12 protein-coding genes are annotated in these 21,693 nt (G+C 57.6%); 8 read left to right on the top strand and 4 right to left on the bottom strand.

What is annotated here, in order from left to right; translation table 11 throughout:
- Window positions 1–47: 47 nt before the first annotated feature.
- Window positions 48–1,910 (top strand): metallophosphoesterase, encoded by a 1,863-nt coding sequence (locus PSR63_RS23555; RefSeq protein ID WP_274328137.1) that lies wholly within the window; start codon window positions 48–50, stop codon window positions 1,908–1,910.
- On the opposite strand, the gene PSR63_RS23550 is transcribed toward PSR63_RS23555, so the two are convergent.
- Genes PSR63_RS23550 through PSR63_RS23540 form a run of 3 tightly spaced genes read right to left on the bottom strand, consistent with a single transcriptional unit; the run spans window position 1,901 to window position 7,105 of the window.
- Window positions 1,901–5,059, bottom strand: coding sequence for an efflux RND transporter permease subunit (locus tag PSR63_RS23550; protein WP_274328135.1), 3,159 nt, complete (start codon window positions 5,057–5,059; stop codon window positions 1,901–1,903). The genes PSR63_RS23555 and PSR63_RS23550 overlap by 10 nt on opposite strands.
- Before the next feature lie 8 nt (window positions 5,060–5,067).
- Entirely contained in the window at window positions 5,068–6,402 is a 1,335-nt protein-coding gene (locus PSR63_RS23545) for an efflux RND transporter periplasmic adaptor subunit (protein WP_274328133.1), read from the bottom strand.
- Window positions 6,371–7,105 carry a TetR/AcrR family transcriptional regulator gene (locus tag PSR63_RS23540; RefSeq protein ID WP_274328132.1) on the bottom strand — a complete coding sequence of 245 codons (735 nt, stop codon included), beginning with the start codon at window positions 7,103–7,105 and terminating at the stop codon, window positions 6,371–6,373. The genes PSR63_RS23545 and PSR63_RS23540 overlap by 32 nt, the downstream gene beginning before the upstream one ends.
- A gap of 311 nt (window positions 7,106–7,416) precedes the next feature.
- Between PSR63_RS23540 and PSR63_RS23535 the strand changes: the two genes are divergently transcribed.
- Entirely contained in the window at window positions 7,417–9,429 is a 2,013-nt protein-coding gene (locus tag PSR63_RS23535; RefSeq protein WP_274328130.1) for an SHD1 domain-containing protein, read from the top strand.
- Between the two features lie 6 nt (window positions 9,430–9,435).
- Here the strand turns inward: PSR63_RS23535 and PSR63_RS23530 are convergent, their stop codons facing one another.
- Window positions 9,436–10,173 carry an AraC family transcriptional regulator gene (locus tag PSR63_RS23530; RefSeq protein ID WP_274328128.1) on the bottom strand — a complete coding sequence of 246 codons (738 nt, stop codon included), beginning with the start codon at window positions 10,171–10,173 and terminating at the stop codon, window positions 9,436–9,438.
- A 133-nt stretch (window positions 10,174–10,306) separates the two neighbouring features.
- On the opposite strand from PSR63_RS23530, the gene PSR63_RS23525 reads away from it, so the two are divergent.
- From PSR63_RS23525 to PSR63_RS23500, 6 genes are all read left to right on the top strand, one after another.
- Window positions 10,307–11,254 (top strand): dihydrodipicolinate synthase family protein, encoded by a 948-nt coding sequence (locus PSR63_RS23525; protein WP_274328126.1) that lies wholly within the window; start codon window positions 10,307–10,309, stop codon window positions 11,252–11,254.
- Window positions 11,255–11,290: 36 nt separating this feature from the next.
- Complete coding sequence (locus tag PSR63_RS23520) at window positions 11,291–12,553, top strand: NAD(P)/FAD-dependent oxidoreductase (protein WP_274328124.1); 1,263 nt, start codon at window positions 11,291–11,293, stop codon at window positions 12,551–12,553.
- Between the two features lie 155 nt (window positions 12,554–12,708).
- Window positions 12,709–14,220 carry a sulfatase family protein gene (locus tag PSR63_RS23515; protein ID WP_443111106.1) on the top strand — a complete coding sequence of 504 codons (1,512 nt, stop codon included), beginning with the start codon at window positions 12,709–12,711 and terminating at the stop codon, window positions 14,218–14,220.
- Window positions 14,221–14,445: 225 nt separating this feature from the next.
- Window positions 14,446–17,067: a sodium:solute symporter family transporter gene (locus PSR63_RS23510; RefSeq protein ID WP_274328122.1), complete on the top strand. Its 2,622-nt coding sequence runs from the start codon at window positions 14,446–14,448 to the stop codon at window positions 17,065–17,067.
- 147 nt (window positions 17,068–17,214) lie between these two features.
- Window positions 17,215–17,934 (top strand): AraC family transcriptional regulator, encoded by a 720-nt coding sequence (locus PSR63_RS23505; protein ID WP_274328120.1) that lies wholly within the window; start codon window positions 17,215–17,217, stop codon window positions 17,932–17,934.
- A 139-nt stretch (window positions 17,935–18,073) separates the two neighbouring features.
- A complete protein-coding gene (locus PSR63_RS23500) occupies window positions 18,074–21,631 on the top strand; it encodes a bifunctional proline dehydrogenase/L-glutamate gamma-semialdehyde dehydrogenase (protein WP_274328118.1) in 3,558 nt (1,185 codons plus the stop codon).
- Window positions 21,632–21,693 lie beyond the last annotated feature (62 nt).

Raw genomic sequence — 21,693 nt, 5'->3', positions numbered from 1 at the left:
CCCATTTGAACCTTGCCATGACGAGTTTGATCCAACGCACTTTCCTGATGTCCGCCGCAATACTAGCGACCGCGCCCTCTTTCTGCCTGGCACATGAAGGCCCCGACCCGTTGGCTCGCTGGCGGTTCGATTCGCAAGGGATCGCGACAGAGGGGGAAACTACCACGCTTCGCGCTCGTCGCGGACCCAATGGGACCGTACTTGGCAAGCATCAGATCATTGGGGAGAAGTACGAAGAGGCCATCTTCCTGCCGGGCGATCGCTCGGGCATCGTCCTGGCCGACGATCACAACCAGGTCGCGGCCTTTCTGCCAGGCGAAGCCCTTACGGTGTCGGCCGTTGTTTCCGTCGACCGTCCTGAAAAATGGGGTGGCCTGGTCGGCGTGATCCAGGATAACGGCTCCCACGAGGCCGGCTGGCTGTTGGGCTACGATCAAACGACGTTCACCTTCGCCCTGCGCGGCGAGAACGGCCCTGGTAGCCTGACCTACCTGAAGGGGAGCACCAAGTACGAAGCTGGCAAACTGTATCACGTGGTCGCCGTTTACGATGGCAAGACGATGCAGATCTATGTCAATGGAAAGCTGGATGCCGAGAGTACCGCTCAGTCCGGCCCGATTCATTACCCGAGCAAAGCCCCGTTTATGCTCGGAGCCTACCGGGATGACAACGAGTTCCATGGGCATCGGGGACGAATTCGCGATATCGTGCTGTACGATCTGGCTGCGAAGAAGGCCTGGGTCGAGCACGATTACGAGCACAATGCCGACCTGGCGAAGCTTCCGCCGGTTGCGATTCATGATCCGCTCGACTTCGTCATCGACCCTTACCTGCAGTTCGGCACGCAAACCACCATGACCGTCATGTGGCGATCGAATCGCCCTGCCATGGGCACGCTCTGCTACGGTGAGACGGCCGACTGCTCGCAGCGGATCGATGTGAGTGACCTGAAGACGATTCATGAGATCCGCATCGAGAACCTTCTGCCCGAGACGCAGTACTTCTATCGCACCGAAACACGTTTGTCGGAAGAGGAAGAGCCACTGCGCAGCGAGGTCGCCACTTTTCAGACAGCGGTGAAGGAAGAGACACCGTTCGCGTTTGCCGTGATCAGCGACACCCAGGGGAATCCGGCTGTGAGTGGAAAGTTAGCTGGCTTTGCCTGGGAACAGCGTCCGAGCTTTTTGCTTCACCCAGGTGACCTGGTTTCCAACGGCCCGGATGATTCGCACTGGACACAGCACTTCTTTCCCAGCATGAACCCGCTAATTCGCCACGTCCCCTTTTACCCGGTGCTCGGGAATCACGAACGCAACGCCCAGTACTATTACGACTACGTCTCGCTACCAACTCCCGAGTACTACTACACCTATCGATTCGGCAACGCCCAGTTCTTCATGATCGACACGAATCGCAACGTCGATCCCGAGTCCGAGCAGTACCAATGGTTGGAAAAGGAACTTGCCCAGTCCGACGCTACCTGGAAGTTTGTTTGCCATCATCACCCGCCGTACTCTTCGGACGAGAACGATTACGGCAATTTATGGAAGACAAACAAGGGGACCCGCGGCGACACCAAGGCGCGGCAGTTAGTCCCACTGTATGAAAAGCATCACGTCGACATCGTCTGGAATGGGCACATTCATTCCTACGAACGGACCTGGCCGATTCTTCAGAACAAGGCTGTCGATACGGGAGCACCGATCTACATGATCACCGGCGGAGGTGGCGGCCACTTGGAAACGCCAGGCCCGGTGCGTCCCTTCTTCATGAATACCGTCCGCCGCGGCCATCATTACGCGATGGTACGGATCAACGGTTCGAAGCTGGAGTTTCAGGCCTACGATCTCGACAACCGCTTGTTCGATCAAATGGTGATCGAAAAGAAAGCAGGCCGCGATCAAGAGTAGACGGCCGCACCCTCGTGCTGAAAGCATTCAGGCGACGCGTTCGTTTCGCCTCGCTTCGACCGTTTGCATGGCAGTCGAAGCACTGCGGGGTTGGCCATCACCATGTGAGCCGTTGGCACGAAGGTCAATGCCAACATCGTTGCACCGACCACGCCGCCCGCGATCGAAACGGCCAGGGGTGGCCAGAATCCGCCGCCTGACAACACCAGCGGCAGAAAGCCCACCACGGTCGTCGCCGTTGTTGCGACGACGTGACGGGTCGCTCGCATCACAACTTCGCGTACAGCGATCGGATCGCCGGCCTTGGCTTTCTCATTATCCCGCAGTGCGGCCAATACCACGATCGAGTCGTTAATCGCAATCCCGACCAGCCCCATCGTTCCGACGATGGCCATGAAGCCGAAGGGATAGCCAAAGATCCATAGCGCCGCGAGACCCAGGCCCACCGAGAAGAAGCCGACGCCACCAATGAGCGAGGCAGCCCGGAACGAGCTGAACGACAGGACCAGTGTCGCGACCATCAATACCATGAGCACGCCCACGCTCGACATCAAGTTTCCGACCGCCTGATTCCGTCCATTGGCTTCGCCCCCCAGCCCCATGCGGTAGCCGGCAGGGAATTCAAAACCGGAAGCCGCGAGGCGGTCTTCGAGTTTGGTCAAGACGACCGAGGGAAGCACGCCTGCTTTGACGTACGCTTTGACCTCGTTCATCCGTAGGTTGTTCAGCCGCGTGACGGCCGAAATCTCTGGCTTCAGTTCCAGGGAACCGACTGCGGAGAACGGAACGGTATTCAGCTTTCCTTCGCCAACATTACCCGGGACGACCAAGTCCAGCGAGGCGATATCGGCCAGGCTCGCTCGATACGATTCTGGCACGCGTACACGCACCGGCAGCTCTTCCGTTTCTTCGAGGATCGTGCCCCCCAAGGCCCCTTCGGTGGAAGCCGCCAACTGCTGGGCGACCTGTGTATGGCTTAGCCCAGCCAAGCGGGTCTTCTCTTCGTCCAGCACCAAAGCGAACTTGGGAAGGTCGTCCCCCAGATCGCTGCGCGTGTGCGTTACCTCAGGAATCAGTGCGAGTTCCGCGCGAACGCGTTCGCCGAGCTGCCGGAGGACCTGCAAGTCAGGACCAAATAGCTGAAGCTCAACCGGTGCATCAAAGGGTGGACCTTGCTCCAACTGACGGGCCAGTACGCGGGCCTCAGGCACACTCTGATCAAACTCTCGTTGCAGCGTGTTGATCACTGCTGCGGCCCCTTCAGCCGATTTCAACTGCACGATCGCCTGACCATAGGGTGCGTTGTTCTCGCGACGACGCACGATGTTGTAGTAGAACGACGGAGCGCTTTCCCCCAGGATCCAATCGACGCCCGTGACTTCGGGGTGTGTCTTGGCAATCTGGCTGATCTTGCGCGCCGTCTTCGCCGTGTGATAGATCGAAGCTTGCGGCGGCAATTCCAGTTCGATCTGAAATTGATTTCGATCGGCCGGTGGAAAGAACTGCTCTGGCAAAAGCCTTGCCTGAACAAAGCCGAACAGCGGCAACACCACCGACAGCCCGATGCTTAACAGGGGCCGAGCGAATAGGAAATCGAGCGTGTTACGCCACGCAGCAGCCAGCTTGGGGCTTTCAAACCCGATGGTCCACCAGTGGCGACCTCCATCGTGCTTCCAGTCGGCAAACATAGCGGCCAAGGCTGGGGTGACGGTCATCGCCAGCAGAAACGAACTGCCAATCGCGAGCATCACGCTGATCGCGATCGTGCCCACGAATTCGCCGGCGGGGCCCGGCATCAATGCGATGGGGGCGAACGCCAGGCCGGTCGTTAAAGTACTTCCCAACAGCGGAATCGCCAGGTGGCGTGTACTGCTGGCAACGGCATGGCCTGCGCCGTCTCCTTCTTCCATCCGCGTCTTGACTTCGTCGACCATCACGATGGCGTTGTCGATCAGAAGGCCCAGCGCGATGATGAGCCCGGTGATCGACATCTGGTGCATGGGGATCTCCATGAACCGCATGCCGGCGAGCACCATGAAGGCCGAAAGCGGCAATGCGGTGCCCACCACGATGGCACTTCGCCACCCCATGAGAAAGAAAATGACGCTCACCACCGCCGCGCCGCCGATGGCCAGGTTCCACAGCAAGTTGGTCAGGCGGGCCTCGACGTAGGGGCTTTGCTCAAACATGCGGGCCAGCTCGACCCCTTTGGGCAGATCGGCCTCAAACTCGTTAATGACTTGCTGCGCGTCGGCATTCCAAACGTCGAGACGGTAGTCGCTACGCACGAGAGTTCCGACCGTGACGGCCGCTTGATCGTCGACAATGGCCATCTGGCGAGGTGGCTGGGCAATGCCTTTGGAGACGGTGGCAATGTCGCCCAGGCGAACGAACTTTCCATCTGCCCCATACTGCACCGGCGTTTCGGCAATACGGTTGATCGAATCCAATTCGCTATCGACTTCCATCAGAAAGTTGGACTGCGAGGAGCGGATCTGTCCGGCGGACAGTTTGGCATCGCTCGCGGAAAGCTGCTGGGCCACGTCCGCCGCGGTGAGCCCAATACTGGCCAGCTGCGCGGGATGAACTTCCACCGAGATCTCTTCTTCCGGCTCACCAAACATCTCGACATCTTCGGTGCCTGGCACACCTCTGAGGCGATCTTCCAGTTGCTCGGCCAGCCGCAGCAGGATGGCATAGCTGGGATCGGTATCTTGTGTCCACTTGAGCGCGACGATCGAAGCGTATGCTTTGGTGGTGATTAGCTCGATATCCGGCTCGCCGACTCCCTCGGGGAAAGTCACCTGGGCGTCGTCAAGCTTGTCGCGAACCCGCGACCAGATCTCACCGACCTCGTACACATCGTCGCGCAGTTCGATCACCATCGACGAAGCACCGGCACGGCTGGTCGAGCGAATCTCTTTGATTTCTTCGATCTCTTGAAGCTCTTCTTCCAGGGGATCCGTGACCAGGACCTCGACGCGATCGCCACGGGCTCCCGGAAACAACGTCGTCACGATGGCAAAGCGCGGCGTGAGCGTCGGATCTTCCAGACGAGGAAGCACAAAGTACGAGGACAGGCCAGCCACAATGATGACCGCAATGGTCAGGACCAGCATCCGTTTGTCGCGATAAAAAGCGTTGAACATAGACTGGCTCAATTGTGTGATTCACTTGTGGACTGAACGAGAACGTGCATTTCCGGCACCAGGCGATTCACACCGCTGGCAACGACCTGCTCGCTGGCGGTCAACGTGCCTCGCACGAACGAACGCTCACTTTCGCTATAAATGATTTCGACCTGGCGGCGAGCGATGCGGTCGTCCTCGTCCACGACGTACACCGACCACAAGCCACGCGATCCTTGTAGCAGTGCCGAATTGGGAAGCCAGAAGCCTTCTTCGCTGCGCTGGCTGACCATTGCCACGCGGGCAACCTGAGCCGGTACCCATCCGCGTGAAGCCTCTTCATCCAGCGTCAGTACCACGGTCTGCGTACGGGTTGTCGTATCGAGCTCGGGGACAATCCCGGTGACTTTCGCCTGGCGTGTTTGCCCATTGACCGTTACCGGCAACGGATGCCCCAGCGACAAGGTCGTCGCTGCTTCGGGTGGCAAGCCAAACCAGGCCTCGAGCGGTTCGTGCTGTACGAGTCGAAACACGGACTGACCAGCGCTGATCACGGCGCCTTCGTCGAAGTTCCGCTTCGCGATCGTGCCTGAGAAGGGAGCAACGAGTCGCGTGTCTTGTTGTTCGTGTTCCAGGTCCACCAGCTGAGCTTGCAGACCGGCGACCCTGGCTTTCTGTGCATCGATCTGCTCGACACGCGTTCCCTTGCGTAGTTCCTCCAAGCGACTCTTGGCCGCATCGAGTCTGCCTTGGGCGGCCTCGGCACCAAAGACGGCATCTTCCAAGGTCTCGCGCGAGATAGCGCTTCGCTCGATGAGCTGTTCGCGTCGTTTCTTATTGGACAATTGAAGCTGAAGCTCGGCATTCAATTGGCGAACTTCAGCCTCGGCAGCTTCAATGACTTCCCGTCGCGGCCCGGCTTTCAGTTCTTCTAGAATGGCCAGTTGCTGGGCGTGCTCGGCCTTGGTCTGGGCGATCCGCGCGCTCAAGTGACGATTATCGAGCACGGCCAGCTCTTCGCCGGCCTGAACGTGATCCCCTTCATCGACCGAAAGGTGCGTGATCTTGCCGGGCAGCTCGAAGCTCAGCTCGCTCGTCTTGGCGGCGACCAGGACGCCGGTGTAGGTACGCTGGGCCGCGTAGCTTCCTTGCTGCTCAAGCTGCACGACCTCGACCGGCAGCGGCTGAGCCTGGGGCGTGGGGAGCGGTCCGGCACTGGCAAACGGGTAGTTCCAGGAGACGACGCCAATGACCAACAAACTGATGCCGATCACCATTGCAGCACGAATCGTCCAAAGTTGACGCTTCGTCCACTTTTGGCCAAAAAAAGACTCACTGCTGGGCGAGTAGTTGCTGATGCTCATCGGCAAAGGTCTCCGTGAGGGCCTTGTGAAAGACAGCCTCGTAGTCGTGTTCGGTCGATAGCGCTTTCCATCCGAAACCGTCCAACATGTGGTTAATGCAACCGCGAATTGCCAGGGTCGGGTCTTCAATTCCGATTTCATCGAGGGCACCGCTGGTCGACATGATCGAAAACGACCCGAAATTGATCGCCCACATGCCGAATACCATGTCTTCGGGAGTCATCTCGCCAGGCAGCGTTAAATCTCCCTGAGCCACGGCGTCCCGGACAATTCCGGCCACGATTCCCATGCAGGCCTGCTCGCACGTACGCATCACATTCTGTCGCTTTTCCGAGGTTTTCTCCCAGATCGACGACAATCTTACGACCTGTTCGACATGGAAATGACTCGGATAAAGCCGCACGAACAACTCACAGGCAACTGCTACCGCCGTGAGCCGCTCTCGTGATGCCCCGCGAAACAGCGATGCCCTTTGAAACAGGGAGGTGCGTTTCTTCTGGGTTTCCACGGCCAGCGCCAAGATAATGTCTTCTTTGTTCGGAAAATGGCGGTAAACGGTCCCTTTTCCGTACTCCACCGCTTCGGCAATACGATCCATGCTGAGACCCAGATAACCATCTTTGAGCAGCATTTCGCGTGCTACGGATAGAATCTGCGTTTCGCGGTCCTGAATTTCTCGCTGTTTACGGCTTAGTGCTGGCATCTGGGATCATTGTGGACGGTTCGTCCACTTTTGGCAAGAGAAATTTACTACTGTCCTAACGAAATCGGTCTCTCAGGGGCAAATCTTTCGACAGATTTAACGAAAACGGGCCCTTAGAGCTCGCTTCCTTGAATAGTACGCCTTTACCAGCAGTTCGCCCACCCCTGGCCAATCCCCCACAACAGCCAGTTGGCAAATAGATATTCGTGTGGGAATCTGCTAGAGTCCGCATGTCAAACTGGTAAACTAGCTCTCGACTCTTTGCCATTTCCTCTTTCTTTTCCTACCTGTGCAATTTGAGGATGCTTGGAATGAATCCGGCCCGCTTCTTATTCCATCGCTATGCGTTGATTCTAGCCATTTGCGGCGTGTCGTTTCCGACCATCGCGTGGTCTGGTGAGCCGACAGGGGCGTTATCGAAGTACGCCGAAACGCGCACCTGGGTCGACGGCACCGGCAATTTTCAGATTGGTGGAACCCTGAAGTTCGCCGACGACAAGCAGGTGCAGATTCTTAAGGCGGATGGACGAGTCGTCACCGTCCCGCTCGACAAGTTGAGTGAGAAGGACCAGAAATTTATCGACGAGTTTCTGAAAGCCGAAGCGGCCCAGAATGATCCCAACAATCCTTTTGCTGGGGGTCAGCCAGAAAATCCGTTTGCCGGTGGTCAACCGGCCGCGGCGATGCCAGCGACTCCGAAAGTCGACCCGCTGCAAGCCGCCCGAAACAGCAAGGTTAACAAGGTGAACGTCACCACGGGTGGCGCTCGTCCATTGAACCTTGCGCCCAGTCGAGAGTTCTGGTCGGTGAAAGCGCCGGTCGCGTTGCCGGAGATCTCGCTGCAAGATTCGATCATCCCGGTTTCGTTGGCCAAGCCTTTCTTCGGCAAGATGGCCATGGGCATTGCCGGTCGAACACCGACGGTGATTCTCAACGTTTACCAGGAAGGCCGCAAGGCAGACGACAACTACGGTCGTTTCGTCATTGTGGATCCCAACACGCAGCAGACCTCGCCGGTTGCCGAGTTTGAAAACCCTTATCGCATTGTCGCCATGGCTCCTAATGCCGCGATGTTCGCAGCCGTTCGTATCGAAGGATGGGACACCGGTAATGATCTCGCCTTGTTTAACATCGACGGCCAAACGATCACGCCCCTGTACGAGTTCACCGTAGGTGGCGGCGACTGGAAGGAATTTGTCTCGGCAGAGTTCCTCCCCAATAACCGACTTGCCGTCATCACCAAGGATAAAAAGCTGACGTTCTGGGATCTGAGCGGATCGGTGCCGCGAGCAGTGCAACAAGCCGAACTGGGCCATTCGCTGCACGTCAGCTTTTCGCCGGCCGGCGAGCTCATGGCGTTTCCTGCCGAGAAGTATGTCGGCTTTTTGGACACGACCAACGGCAACATCGTCGGAAGTATCGCCCCGGAATCCAATGTCGAACGAGCCGCTCTTTCGCCTGACGGGAAACGAGTTGCCGTGAAGTTGTGGGACAAGTTAGTCATCTACAGCATGGACGACGGCTCGCATCTCAAGACCATCCCTGTGTCGGAAACAGGCGACGGCGAGCTGAGTTGGCTGGGTGATTACGTCAAACTGAAGGAGACCATCTACGATATCGAGAAGGGCCTGCCCCTGTGGACCTACAACACCCGGGCTTCGACCAAGCAGATCTATGCCGGTCGTATGTTTGCCTGTTTCGGCGATAAGCAAACAAGCCAGTTGACCATCACCAAGTTGCCCCACGAGGCAGCCATTCGTTCGGCGGAAACGGTCGATCCCAAGTCGCTGTACGCGGTGTCACCCGGAAGTGCGGTTCGCGTGAATTATCAGTTCGCCAATGTACCGGCCGACGATCAGCGGCAGATCGAAGATGCCGTCAATGCCAAGCTTCAAGAGGTTGGCTGGGTGAATAACAACAACGCGAGCATCGTGCTAGACATCAGCGTGAAGGAAGGAGAAGAAAAGGAAGAAGAGTACTACACCGAGAAGGCCCGGACGCTTGGTGGCATTACCCTTCCTCCCAGACCTCGACCCTTTGGTGGTCGTCCGACCGGTCCTACCGAGAAAGTAAAGTTCCGTCCCTGGATCCATAGCTTCGTGCTAAAGACGGGCAACGATGTGGTCTTCAAAAGCGAGTACGCACGCGGAGCACCTAGCAATTTCCAAAGTGAAGAAGATGAAACGATTCAAGCCGCCGTGCTCAAGCACATTCATCCTGATCCGAAGTGGTTCTCGCGCATCAAGATGCCGTCCCATATCCTGAAGCCAGACATCAAAGAAGGCCTGGGCAAGTCGAACTTGTCGGCTTCCGGTTTGAACTAGGTCTCGTTAGCTGCGTCGCGCGTTGCGGTAGTCGCGAGGTGACATGCCGGTCGCGCGACGAAACTGCCGCGTGAAGGCGCTTTGGTCGGAGTAGCCAGCTTCCATCGCGATGCTGGAAATCGACTCGTCCGAAGTCCTCAGGCGGCGCTGGGCCAGGTCAATGCGGAGCTTCAATAGCCATTGCCCGGTCGTCAGACCAAACACGCGTCGCATGCGGCGGTCGAGTTGGTAAGGGGACATTTCGGCAATGCTCGCCAGGTCTGCCACACTGGGTGGATCATGCAAGTTGGCTTCGGCAAAGTTGATCGCGGCGATCACGTGCTGGTATTCGTCGGTCGATAGATCGGGAAGACGAAGATCCTGCGAAACGCCCACCAGGCCGACCACCTCGCCCTCTCGATTTCGCAGCGGCAACTTACTGGTCAGGCACCAGCCCACATCGCGGGTTGCGTAGAAATGAAGTTCCAATTGCCCCACCAACGGCTGGCCCGTTTCGAGCACCTTGCGGTCCTGGTCTTCGAAGCTTTGCGCCAGCGGCGGGCGCAGCACCTCGCCTGGCAAACGCCCCAGCAGATCGCCCTTACTGTGCGCTCCGCAACGCTGAACCAGCGTATTATTCACAACCAGGTACTGTCCCTTGGTGTTTTTGATAAAAAATACAATATCTGGCAGGTGATCGAACAGCTCTTCACCCGTGAAAGGCTTGTCCAATTGACCGAGAATTTGCTGAATTTCCGAGATCATGGGTCTCCTCGTGTAGTATGCGCAAATTCAAGTCGCAATTCGGTCGTTTGTCAAGACAAATCAGAGCCCGTAAGGGTAATATCAGGGAAACATCAAAACTGACTCAGGCCATTCCATTTTTCCGAGTAGCACTGTGAACGATAAATCGCAAGTTTTCCGTGGCTGTATTCCAGCACTCATGACACCGTGCCAGAAGGATGGTACGCCCAACTTCGAGGCGTTGGTCGCCAAAGGAAAAGAGCTGATCGACGTCGGTATGTCGGCGGTCGTCTACTGTGGCTCGATGGGAGACTGGCCTCTGCTGACCGATGAGCAGCGTCAAGAAGGCGTTCGCCAACTCACCGAGGCTGGCGTTCCCGTGGTGGTTGGAACCGGTGCTCAAAACCCTAAGCTGGCGGCGGCCCACGCAGCCCATGCCAAGGAAGTGGGTGCGGCCGGGCTGATGGTCATTCCTCGGGTCCTTTCGCGAGGGATTTCATCCGTTGCCCAGCGCGACCACTTCTCGGCGATTCTCACCGCAGCAGGCGATCTGCCGGCGGTGATCTATAACAGCCCCTACTACGGTTTCGAGACGAAGGCCGACCTGTTCTTTGATCTCCGCCGCGAGTTTTCCAACCTGGTCGGCTTCAAGGAATTTGGCGGAGCCACTTCGCTGACCTATGCGGCCGAGCACATCACCGGCACCAATCCTGATTTGGTGTTGATGGTGGGTGTCGACACCCAGGTCTATCACGGTTTTCTCCGCTGCAACGCCAAGGGGGCGATCACCGGGGTTGGCAATGCCCTGCCGAAGGAGATTCTGCGACTGGTCGAGCTGTGCGAGAAAGGCGCGGCCGGTTGTGCCCAGTCACGCAAGTTGGCCTGGGAACTCAACGAGGCGTTGACCGTTCTGTCGACCTTCGATGAAGGCCCCGACCTGGTGCTCTACTACAAGTACCTGATGGTCCTCGAAGGCAATCCCGAGTACGAGCATCACTTCAACGAAACCGACAAGCTGAGCCCGAGCCAGCGCGACTACTTGAAGGCTCAGTGGGAACTCTTCCGCAAGTGGTGGGATTCGTGGCCCGGTTCCAAAGGCTAGTTCCCACCCCGTTTCTGCTTCGTTGGACTGTGCTCAATGATTACGGCCTCGCACCCTGAAAGCGTCTTGATTGTCGGTTCCGGTATCGTCGGAATCGCTTGTGCGCATTACCTCTCGAAACAGGGGTTAAAAGTAACGGTCATCGACCGCGGGACAATCGCCGGGGCCTGCTCGCATGGTAACTGCGGGTACATTTGCCCCAGCCACGTACTGCCGCTGACCGAGCCAGAAGCCGTTCGCACGGCAGCCAAGTCGCTTCTTCAGCCAAATGCTCCCTTCCGTGTGAAGCCACGTTTCAGCCCTGCGATGTGGAATTGGATGTGGCAGTTCGCTCGCCGCTGCAATCATCGCCAAATGCTGACCGCCGGCGCCGCATTGAAAGCGATCCTCGATGCATCGATGACCGAGTACCGACGACTCGTCAAGGAAGAGTCGCTCGACTGCGAATGGAAAGAGACCGGCCTTTTGTATGTCCTGCAAACCGAAAAGGGCATGCGATCGTTCGCCGAGACCGATCAATTTCTGACCGATCACTTCGGTGTATCTGCCCAACAGATCGATGGCTCGGAGCTTTCCAAGTTCGATCCAGCTCTGAACGACAACCTGGCCGGGGCGTTTCATTACTCGGGCGATGCTTCGGTTCGCCCCGATCGATTGAATGCCGACTGGGTAGCCAAGCTGAAACAGCGCGGGGTCACGTTCCTGGAAAACTGCGAACTGCAGCACATCGAAAAAGAAAACGGCCGAATCGTTTGCTTGCACACATCGCACGGCCAGTTGGATGCCGATCAGTTTGTGATCGCGACCGGAGCCTGGAGCACGAAGCTGGGCAAGTCGCTGGAGTGCCGCATTCCGATCGAACCCGGCAAGGGTTATTCGGTGACGATGTCGCGGCCGGCCCCTTGCCCCAAGTACCCCATGCTTCTGCCCGAACACAAAGTGGGTGTTTCGCCATTTGAAGGGGGCTATCGTTTGGGATCGATGATGGAGTTCTGCGGCTACGACGAGTCGATTCCCGAGAAGCGAATCGAGCAGCTTCGCCAGTCGGCCAAGCCGTATCTGCGCATGCCATCCACCAACGAGACGCAGTCAACCTGGTACGGCTGGCGGCCCATGACTTGGGACAGTTTGCCGATCATCGGACAGGTTCCGCGACTCAACAACGCCTACCTGGCAACCGGCCACAATATGCTCGGCCTGAGCATGGCCACGGCGACGGGACGACTGGTCAGCGAAATGATGACCAATTTGACGCCACATATCGATCCCGAGCCCTTCTCACCCCTGCGATTTGCTTAGTTCCGGCCGCACAAGTACATTTCTAGGGAAGTTCTTCCTGCTTCGGCCCGTTTTTTGATTAGAATGGGACGAACCCCATTCCCCCACCCCTCCTTATAATGCTCCACTGTTTGAGGTGTCCCTTGAAACAAACAGTCCTATCTCTTGTTCTCTCGCTGGTATTTTTGTCGTCCCTGGCCACCCTGACTCAGGCAGCGGATGACGCGAAGCGGCCTGATCGCAACGTCATCTTCTTCATCACAGACGACGAAAGCCCGACGCTAGGTTGTTACGGGGACAAAGTCGCCGTCACGCCAACTATCGATGCGTTGGCCAAAGATGGAACGGTGTTCCGGAATGCGTTCGCCACCACGGCCAGTTGCAGTGCCAGTCGTTCTGTCGTGATGTCCGGCCTGCACAACCATATGAACGGACAGTATGGGCACACGCATCACTTCCATAAGTTCTCGTCGTACCACGATGTCGTCAGCCTGGCCCTTCCACGACTGATGGCGCAGGCCGGCTATCGCACCGGTCAGTGCGGCAAATACCACGTCGCTCCGGAAGCCGTCTTCCACTTCGAAACGTACATTAAGGGCAACACGCGTTCCCCAGTCGAGATGGCGAACAACTGCGAGGACTTTATCACCGAAGCCAGCGACAAGCCTTTCTTCTTGTACTTCGCCACAAGCGATCCGCACCGAGGTGGTGGCGTTGACAAGAATTCCAGTTTAGAGCTGAAGCCGGACCTCTTCGGTAACAAGCCGAATAAGAAAGCCTATCCTGGTATCGAAGAAGTCTTCTACGATCCCGCAAAGGTGCCCATCCCCGCGTTCCTTCCCGATACGCCTGATACCCGCGAAGAGCTGGCTCAGTATTACCAGTCGGTTTCGCGGATCGATCAAGGGCTGCAGCGGTTGGTCGACATCTTGAAAGAGAATGGCCTGTACGACAAGACGATGATCGTCTTCACGGCCGACCACGGGATGGCGTTCTCTGGCGGCAAGACGACCGTTTATGAAGGGGGCCTGCGTGTTCCTTTCGTCGTACGAGATCCTTACCAGGAAAATCGCGGCGTGGAAACGGATGCGATGATCAGCCACGTCGACATTACCCCTTCGATCCTGGATTTCGCTGGTGCGTTGGATCGCGAGGCATCACGACCCAAGAACCCGATCAACGCCAATGCGTTCTGGAAGGAGCGTAACGAAGACTTGAAAGAGAATCGCAGCGGTGGTAACAAGTTCGATCAATACCACGGCAAGTCTTGGATTCCGCTGCTGGGCGATCCGGAAGCAACCACGCACGATTCGATCTTTGCGTCGCACACGTTCCACGAGATCCAGATGTACTACCCAATGCGAGTCTATCGCGACAAGCATTTCAAGTTGATCTGGAACATTGCCCATAAGCTCGACTACCCGTTCGCCTCGGACCTGTGGGCCGCATCCAGTTGGCAGGCTCAGTTCCGCAAGGGTGAAGATGCTCCTTACGGCACCAAGACCGTCGGCGAGTACATTCATCGCCCGAAGTTCGAGTTCTACAACATCGAAACCGATCCGCATGAGTCGCTGAACCTGGCCGATGACCCGGCCTACGCAAAGCAGCTTGAAGCGTACAAAGCCAAGCTCAAAGCCAAGCAGAAAGAGCTGCACGATCCTTGGATCATGAAGTGGGACTACGAATAACGTCGCCGATTTTCATTGATATGACCGCACCAAGGCCCTTCAAAAACGGATTGAAGGGCCTATTTTATGCGCCCAATCGCGCGGATTTTAAACGAATCGCAGAAATAAACGCCAGAAATATTTCTGCCGATTGAGTTTCATTGGTATGTCTGCCAACATGATCCCCCACCCGCGTCCCCACCGTGGTCGAACATCATCATCTGCGAATCATTCAGAAGGTCTCCGATGCGTTTTCGACGGAAACTTTTCCGGCCTGTTTCTCTCGTCGTTACGGCAACATTGCTGTTGATCTCTTTCGTACGCGTTGGCTCTGCAGAAACGCATCTCGATTGGCAAAAGCTGCCTGACTTGCCCAACGAGCTGGGTGTCGCCGGGCCATTCGCAGGCATCGATAGCGACGCGTTGATTGTGGCCGGCGGAGCTAACTTCCCGCGACCGGTCTGGGAGTCCAACAAGCAGTGGGTCGACGCGATCCACGTGCTCGTGTCGACCGACGAAGGTTACGCCTGGAAAGACGGGGGCACCCTGCCTCGCGCGACCGCCTATGGCGCGTGCGTATCGACCAAGCTGGGTGTGCTTTGCCTGGGCGGCAACAACGCCGACGAGGTCTTCGCGGATACGTACTTCTTGAAATGGAATGGCCAAACCGTCGAGACGATTCCCTGTGCTCCCCTGCCCCAGCCCACGGTCTACGCTCAGGCGGCCGTGATCGGCGATACGGTCTACCTTGCCTGCGGACAAACCAACGCAGAGCTTTCCAGCGCGACCAGTTCCCTTTGGAGTCTCGATCTGTCGCAGCCTGGTCCAGCGAAGGACTTCCAGTGGCAGGAGTTACCGCCGCTGCCGGGGCCAACGCGGGCATTCGCGATGGTGGCCGCTCAGCACGATGGATTCAACGATGCGATCTACGTCATTGGTGGGCGACGTGACGCGGTCGGCAAAACCGAGTTCCTGCAAGACGTCTGGCAGTTCGTACCCAAGACCAACACCTGGCGTCAGCGAAAGGATGCGCCGCGAGTGATGATGGCCGGTGAAGCGATCGGCGTCGGCCAGAGCCATATCTTCGTCCTCAGTAGTGCTAACGAAAGCAATTGGGGCAAAGAAGACGAGCTCAAGGACAACCACCCAGGCTTCCCTAAGGAAGCATTCGCCTACCATACGATCACCGACTCGTGGACGCGCGTCGGTGAGACGCCAGCCAGTCCCGTGACAACCAATGCGGTTCGCTGGGGCGATTCGATCATCTTGCCCAGCGGAGAAATCCGGCCGCGCGTGCGATCACCTCATATCTGGAGGATCACCCCCAGCACGCCACCAAAGAGTTTTGGCATCTTGAACTACATCGTGCTGTTTGGTTACTTGCTGGCCATGGTCGGTATCGGTGTTTACTTCACGCAGAAGAACAAGAACACCGACGACTACTTTCGCGGCGGAAAGCAGATTCCTTGGTGGGCCGCCGGATGCAGTATCTTCGCCACGATGCTTAGCTCGTTGACTTTCACCGGGCTTCCTTCCAAGGCGTTCGCTCAAGACTGGGTCTACGCGATCTCCAACTTTACGATCCCCGTGGTCGCGATCCTGGCCGTTTTCGTCGCCCTTCCCTTCTACCGACGTATCGATGCAACCAGCGCCTACGAATACCTGGAAATGCGTTTCGGACGTTTCACGCGGATGTTTGCCAGCATGAGCTTTGTCTTCTTCCATCTCTTTCGGATGGCGATCGTGATGTCGCTGACCGCCTTGGCTCTGGCCGTGGCTACTCCGCTCACCCCGGTGCAGTCGGTCCTCTTGATGGGCGTATTGAGCATTGTCTACTGCACCATGGGCGGTATCGAAGCGGTGATCTGGACCGATACGATCCAAACGTTCGTTTTGCTTGGTGGAGCCATCCTGGCCCTTGCCCTCTTGATCGGTGGCGTCGACGGAGGCTTCGCTGGATTTTGGGACATTGCCCAGACGGCGGACAAGTTCAACATGGTTAACGCCAACTGGGATGTCACCCACGCCCAGGTCGCATTGTGGGTTATCCTGGCAGGTGCCGTCGCCCAGAACATCTCCTCGTACACCGCTGATCAGGCTGTCGTTCAGCGATACGTGACGACCTCGACCGAAAAGCTCGCGGCACGATCGATTTGGATGAGCGCCTTCCTGACGATCCCGGCGACGATTCTTTTCTTTGGCATTGGTACAGCGCTGTTCGCCTATTACCAAAGCCAACCGGAGAAGCTTGATCCCATGATCACGACCGATCAGATCTTTCCCCTGTTCATCGCACGGGAGATCCCCGTGGGACTGGCCGGCCTGATCGTGGCCGGCGTGTTCGCCGCCGCCCAGTCGACTGTTTCAACAAGCATGAACTCATCGGCAACGACGATCATCGTCGACTTCCTTCGTCCGCTGAACTTCTGCACGACCGAACGTGGCTACCTGAACGCTGCCAGGGTCTGCACCTTTACCGTGGGTGCCATTGGTACGCTGCTCGGGTTGTTGTTTGTAAACCCTGATATTCGTTCGCTGTTTGATGCATTCATTATGATCCTGGGCATCTTCATGGGAATCCTCGGTGGTTTGTTTCTGCTGGGGGCGTTCACGCGACGCACAAATCAATTTGGCGCGCTATGCGGTGCGATGATCGGAGCCGCGACGATGCTCGCGTTATGGAGGTTCACCAAGGTCAACGGCTTCGTCTACCCCGCAGCGGGACTCTCGGTCTGCTTCGTTGTGGGGTACGTAGCCAGCTTCCTCACCGGCAAATCACCGCGGAATCTTGCGGGGCTGACCATCTACGACGCGCCGGTAACCGATTGCTCACAATCTCACGCCCAAGCCACGAACCAAGCAAGCTGATTCTCGTTCGCAGCTTGAGTGAATGCGATCGCACTCGATGGAAGCGATCTACCCGGGTAGCGAATTTCTCTCGCTACCGATATGAATACATAGAAGGGAAGGTGTTCTACCGGATAGGGCGAAAGAACTCGCCAAGAAAGAAGTTGCATGAGATACGAGTTTCAAGAGGGACTACTCGAGCAGATTTTCGACTGCCTGGGCGACGTGGTGTACTGCGTGAAGGATCTCGCAGGACGGTACACGTTCGTCAACCATGCCTTCGCCGAACGGATCGGTGTGGCCGATCCTGCTGAGCTCATTGGCAAGCAGGCAGCTCAATACTTTCCCGCGGAACTGGCCAAGGTATACGACGACCAGGACCGTGAAGTGATCCGCACCGGTCAACCTCTGAAAGATCAGTTAGAGCTGATCTCGCAGGCAGATGGTTCGCGGGGATGGTACTTATCGAATAAGTTCCCCCTTCTTAGCAGCAGCGGAGAAACGATCGGCCTGGTCGGCGTTTCGCAGGACCTGAAACAACCCAGCGACAGCGATCTGGAACTGGCCGACCTCAAGGTTGTTGTCGACTATATTCGGCAGCACATTGCCCAGCCGCTGAAGACCGAAGAGCTGGCCGAGCAAGTCAGTCTTTCCGTAACGCAGCTCGATCGACGAATGCGACGCGTGTTCCGTCTTTCGACGAAGAAGTTCGTGATGAAATACCGCCTGGACTTGGCGCAGCAACTGCTCGTCTCAAGCGAAAAGTCCTTGTCCGAGATCGCTCTCGAGTGCGGTTTTAGCGACCAAAGCGCCTTCACCCGACACTTTGGCGCCGCAGCGAATCAAACCCCACTAGCCTACCGAAAGTCGCACCAGAAGCCGGGTTAGGAAAATCAGTAATTTTTCTCCCACCAGATTTATGCGGAAACGGTCGCGCGTGGCGCTGGAAATGCTCAATACCGCATCGGGCAGTGATTCCTAGAATTCAGACAACTGAATTTGTAGGCTTACTCTCGAAGGTATTCTCGTGTCTATCGTCACGCATTCGCAGCGAAAAATGGATCATTCGGTGTTTGATGTCGTCGCTCAGGAGGCGATTCCACTCGCGGCCGAGATTCTTCAGGCATCGAAGGCCCGCGAAACGGCCGAAGACCGCGCGAACCTGGCCAAGGTCGCCGGATTGATCAACGATCATGACGGCAAAGAGCTCACCGTCGCCATGGCCGACCAGGTGCTACGCATCAAAAACCCGCGGCGTTCGGCACATCATTTACGATCGCTCGTGCAGCAGTATGGCCTGCCGAAATACTTCAGCCCACTGGATCGCTGCTTACTGCAACTAGGCGTTTGGGCTGCCCAGGTCGCACCCAGTCTGGTGATGCCGTTGATTCGTAAACGCATTCAGGCCGACTCGTCCCACGTGATCATTTCGGCCGAGCCGCAGCCCTTCGCGCGCTACCTCGAAAAGCGTGAGCAAGATGGAATTCGCATTAACTTGAACCAGCTTGGCGAAGCGGTTCTCGGTGAGAAAGAAGCCCAGCGCCGACTTCAGCTCTACCTGGAGCGCATTCAGGATCCGGCGATCCAATACGTCTCGGTGAAACTATCTTCGGTGGCGGCCCACATCAGCTTGACCGGCTACCAGGAAACACTGGCCGAGTTGAAAGAGCGGCTACGGATTCTTTACCGCGCGGCCATGTCCGCCGGCGAGGGGAAACACAAGTTCGTCAATCTCGACATGGAAGAATATCGCGACCTTTACCTGACGGTCGACGTCTTCCGCTCGGTACTCGACGAGCCGGAATTCCAGGATCTTTCAGCCGGGATCGTGCTGCAAGCGTACCTGCCAGATTCACATGCAGTGCAGCAATCGCTCACGCAGTGGGCGAAACAGCGCGTCGCACGTGGTGGAGCCGACATCAAGATCCGCCTGGTCAAAGGAGCGAACCTGGCCATGGAGCAGGTCGAAGCCTCGCTCAATGGGTGGCCGCAAGCTCCCTATCACACCAAGCACGAAACCGACGCAAACTACAAGCGAATGGTCGAGTTCGCCTTTCGGCCTGAGAACGCCAAGGCGGTACGCATCGGGCTGGCCAGCCACAACCTGTTTGATATTGCGTTCGCGCTTCGCTTGGCTCAACACCGCGAGGTCGCCCATCGTGTCGACTTCGAGATGCTGGAAGGGATGGCCAACGCCCAGGCCCACGAGATGCGTGACCGCACAGGCGACTTGCTCGTCTACTCCCCCATTTGCTACGACGCGGACTTCGACTCGGCAGTCGCCTATCTGGTTCGCCGCTTTGATGAAAACACCCAGCCAGGAAGCTTTCTGGGGTCGCTCTTTGCCATGGAATTCGATTCGCCGGCCTGGCACGAGCAAAGTCAGCGATTCCTCGCTGCCTGCCAGTTGGCTCAATCCGACGATCTGGCAACCACCCCCAATCGCCAGCAAGACCGCGGTACCGAACACTTCACGCCAACCGCGGCAGACCAGCCATTCGAGAACGCTGCCAACACCGACTTCGCCATCCCAGCAAATCGCCAGTGGATCGATGAGCTGGTCGATGTGTGGAAGGACAAGTCGTTCGGCACCATTCCTTTGCAGGTCGGCGGTAACGAGGAGACGACCGAAACGCTTTCCGATGGCCTCGACCCATCGCGTCCCGGCAAGGTTCTGTACCGCTACGCCAATGGGGATGCTTCGCACGTGGAACGGGCGCTCGATACGGCGACCATCGCTCAGCCGAAGTGGGAGCAGCACGGCGTCGAGCATCGTGCCCAGATCCTGCGGCAATTCGCGTCCGTAGCCGCCCAACAGCGTACCGAAACGATTGGCGTCATGATGGGGGACGCTGGTAAGGCCGTGCTCGAAAGCGATGCCGAGATCAGCGAAGCGATCGACTTCGCCGAGTACTACAGCCGCTCGCTCGACACCGAAGGTTGGGACGACGGTACGACCTCGTCGCCCGCTGGGGTTGTTGTGGTCACGCCGCCCTGGAACTTCCCGTATGCGATTCCCGCTGGCGGATGTCTCGCCGCGCTGATGGCAGGTAACAGCGTCATCCTGAAGCCAGCCCCGGAGACCGTACTTACGGCCTGGCACCTGGCCTGTCAGCTGTGGGAAGCAGGCGTCCCCCGCGACGTCCTTCAGTTCCTGCCACTGATCGACGGCGACGACGGCAAGGCGCTGTTGAGTGATCCACGTACTTCGATCGTCGTGCTGACCGGTGCCTACTCGACCGCGCAGCTCTTTCAATCGTGGCGTCCCGAGATGCGTCTGTATGCCGAGACCAGCGGCAAGAACAGCATGATCATCTCGTCGGCGGCCGACCTCGACCTGGCGATCAAAGACCTGGTGCGAAGTGCCTTTGGCCACGCAGGCCAGAAGTGCTCGGCGGCCAGCCTGGCGATTGTGCTGCGTGACGTCTACCAAAGCGATCAGTTCCGCAACCAGCTGCGTGACGCGGCAGCAAGCTTGCATGTCGCGCCGGCTTGGGACCTGTCAGCGGACGTTACTCCAATCATCCGACCTCCGCATGCCGAACTGGCACGCGGCCTGACGCAGCTCGACGCTGGCGAGTCTTGGCTGTTGGAGCCCAAGATGCTCGATAATAATCCGTGCCTGTGGAGCCCTGGAATTCGCCTGGGTGTGAAACCTGGCAGCTGGTATCACCGCACCGAATGCTTCGGCCCGGTGCTAGGGATCATTTGCGTGGACAGCTTCGAGGAAGCGATCCGTATTCAGAATAATAATGAGTTCGGCCTGACTGGCGGTTTGTACTCGCTGGATGTCGATGAAATCGAAACCTGGCGCGAGTCGGTCGAAGTGGGCAATGCCTACATCAATCGAACAACGACCGGCGCCATCGTTCAGCGGCAACCATTCGGCGGTTGGAAGCATTCCGCCGTCGGCCCTGGCGCGAAAGCTGGCGGCCCGAACTACGTGGCCGCTTTCCGAGACTGGACCGAAACCGCCCTGCCCCAGACGGCACAGCCGCTTTCAACCGAAGTGAACGCCCTAGTTGCGAAGGTTGGTGAAGGCCTTGCCTCGGACGAAGATCGACAGGAACTCAATGCTGCCGCGACCAGCTACGCCTATTGGTGGGACCACTACTTCTCGCAGGAACACGATCCATCGGCATTGCATGGCGAAAACAATGACTTCCGCTACCGCCCACTACCGTCGCATGTGGTGCGAGTCGCCGGTGAGGAGGTATCGACGGTCGACCTGGCGAAGAGTTTTGTGCTGTGCCACATGGCCGGTATTCCCTGGGAATTGAGCGTCGACACGCAAGGCGATTGGTTCAACTTGCTGCCTTCAGAAATGAAGCAGTTTGCCCGCGAGGAGACGCAGGAAGAGTTCGTTCAGCGATTGTCTGACACGGAACCTGGCAGCCTTCGAGTTTTCGGAACGTTGGCACTTGTCCACATCGATCGGTTGAAGCGTCGCGGCTATCGCGTCCTTCCTGCCCAATGCTTCGCCAACGGTCGGCTGGAATGGCTGGGCTACCTGCGTGAGCAATCGGTGACGGAAATCGTCCATCGGCACGGAAATACGACCTCGCGAGAACACCACCCGCAATAAGCCTGCTTGATAGAACGCCTGCCGAGCCGATGGTATGATAGAAGATCTGGAATTCCCACCTG

The sequence above is a fragment of the Bremerella sp. P1 genome (genome assembly GCF_028748185.1).
Lineage (GTDB): Bacteria > Planctomycetota > Planctomycetia > Pirellulales > Pirellulaceae > Bremerella.
Note: the sequence above shows the minus strand (reverse complement) of the source record. Positions and strands in the feature narration are given on the sequence as shown.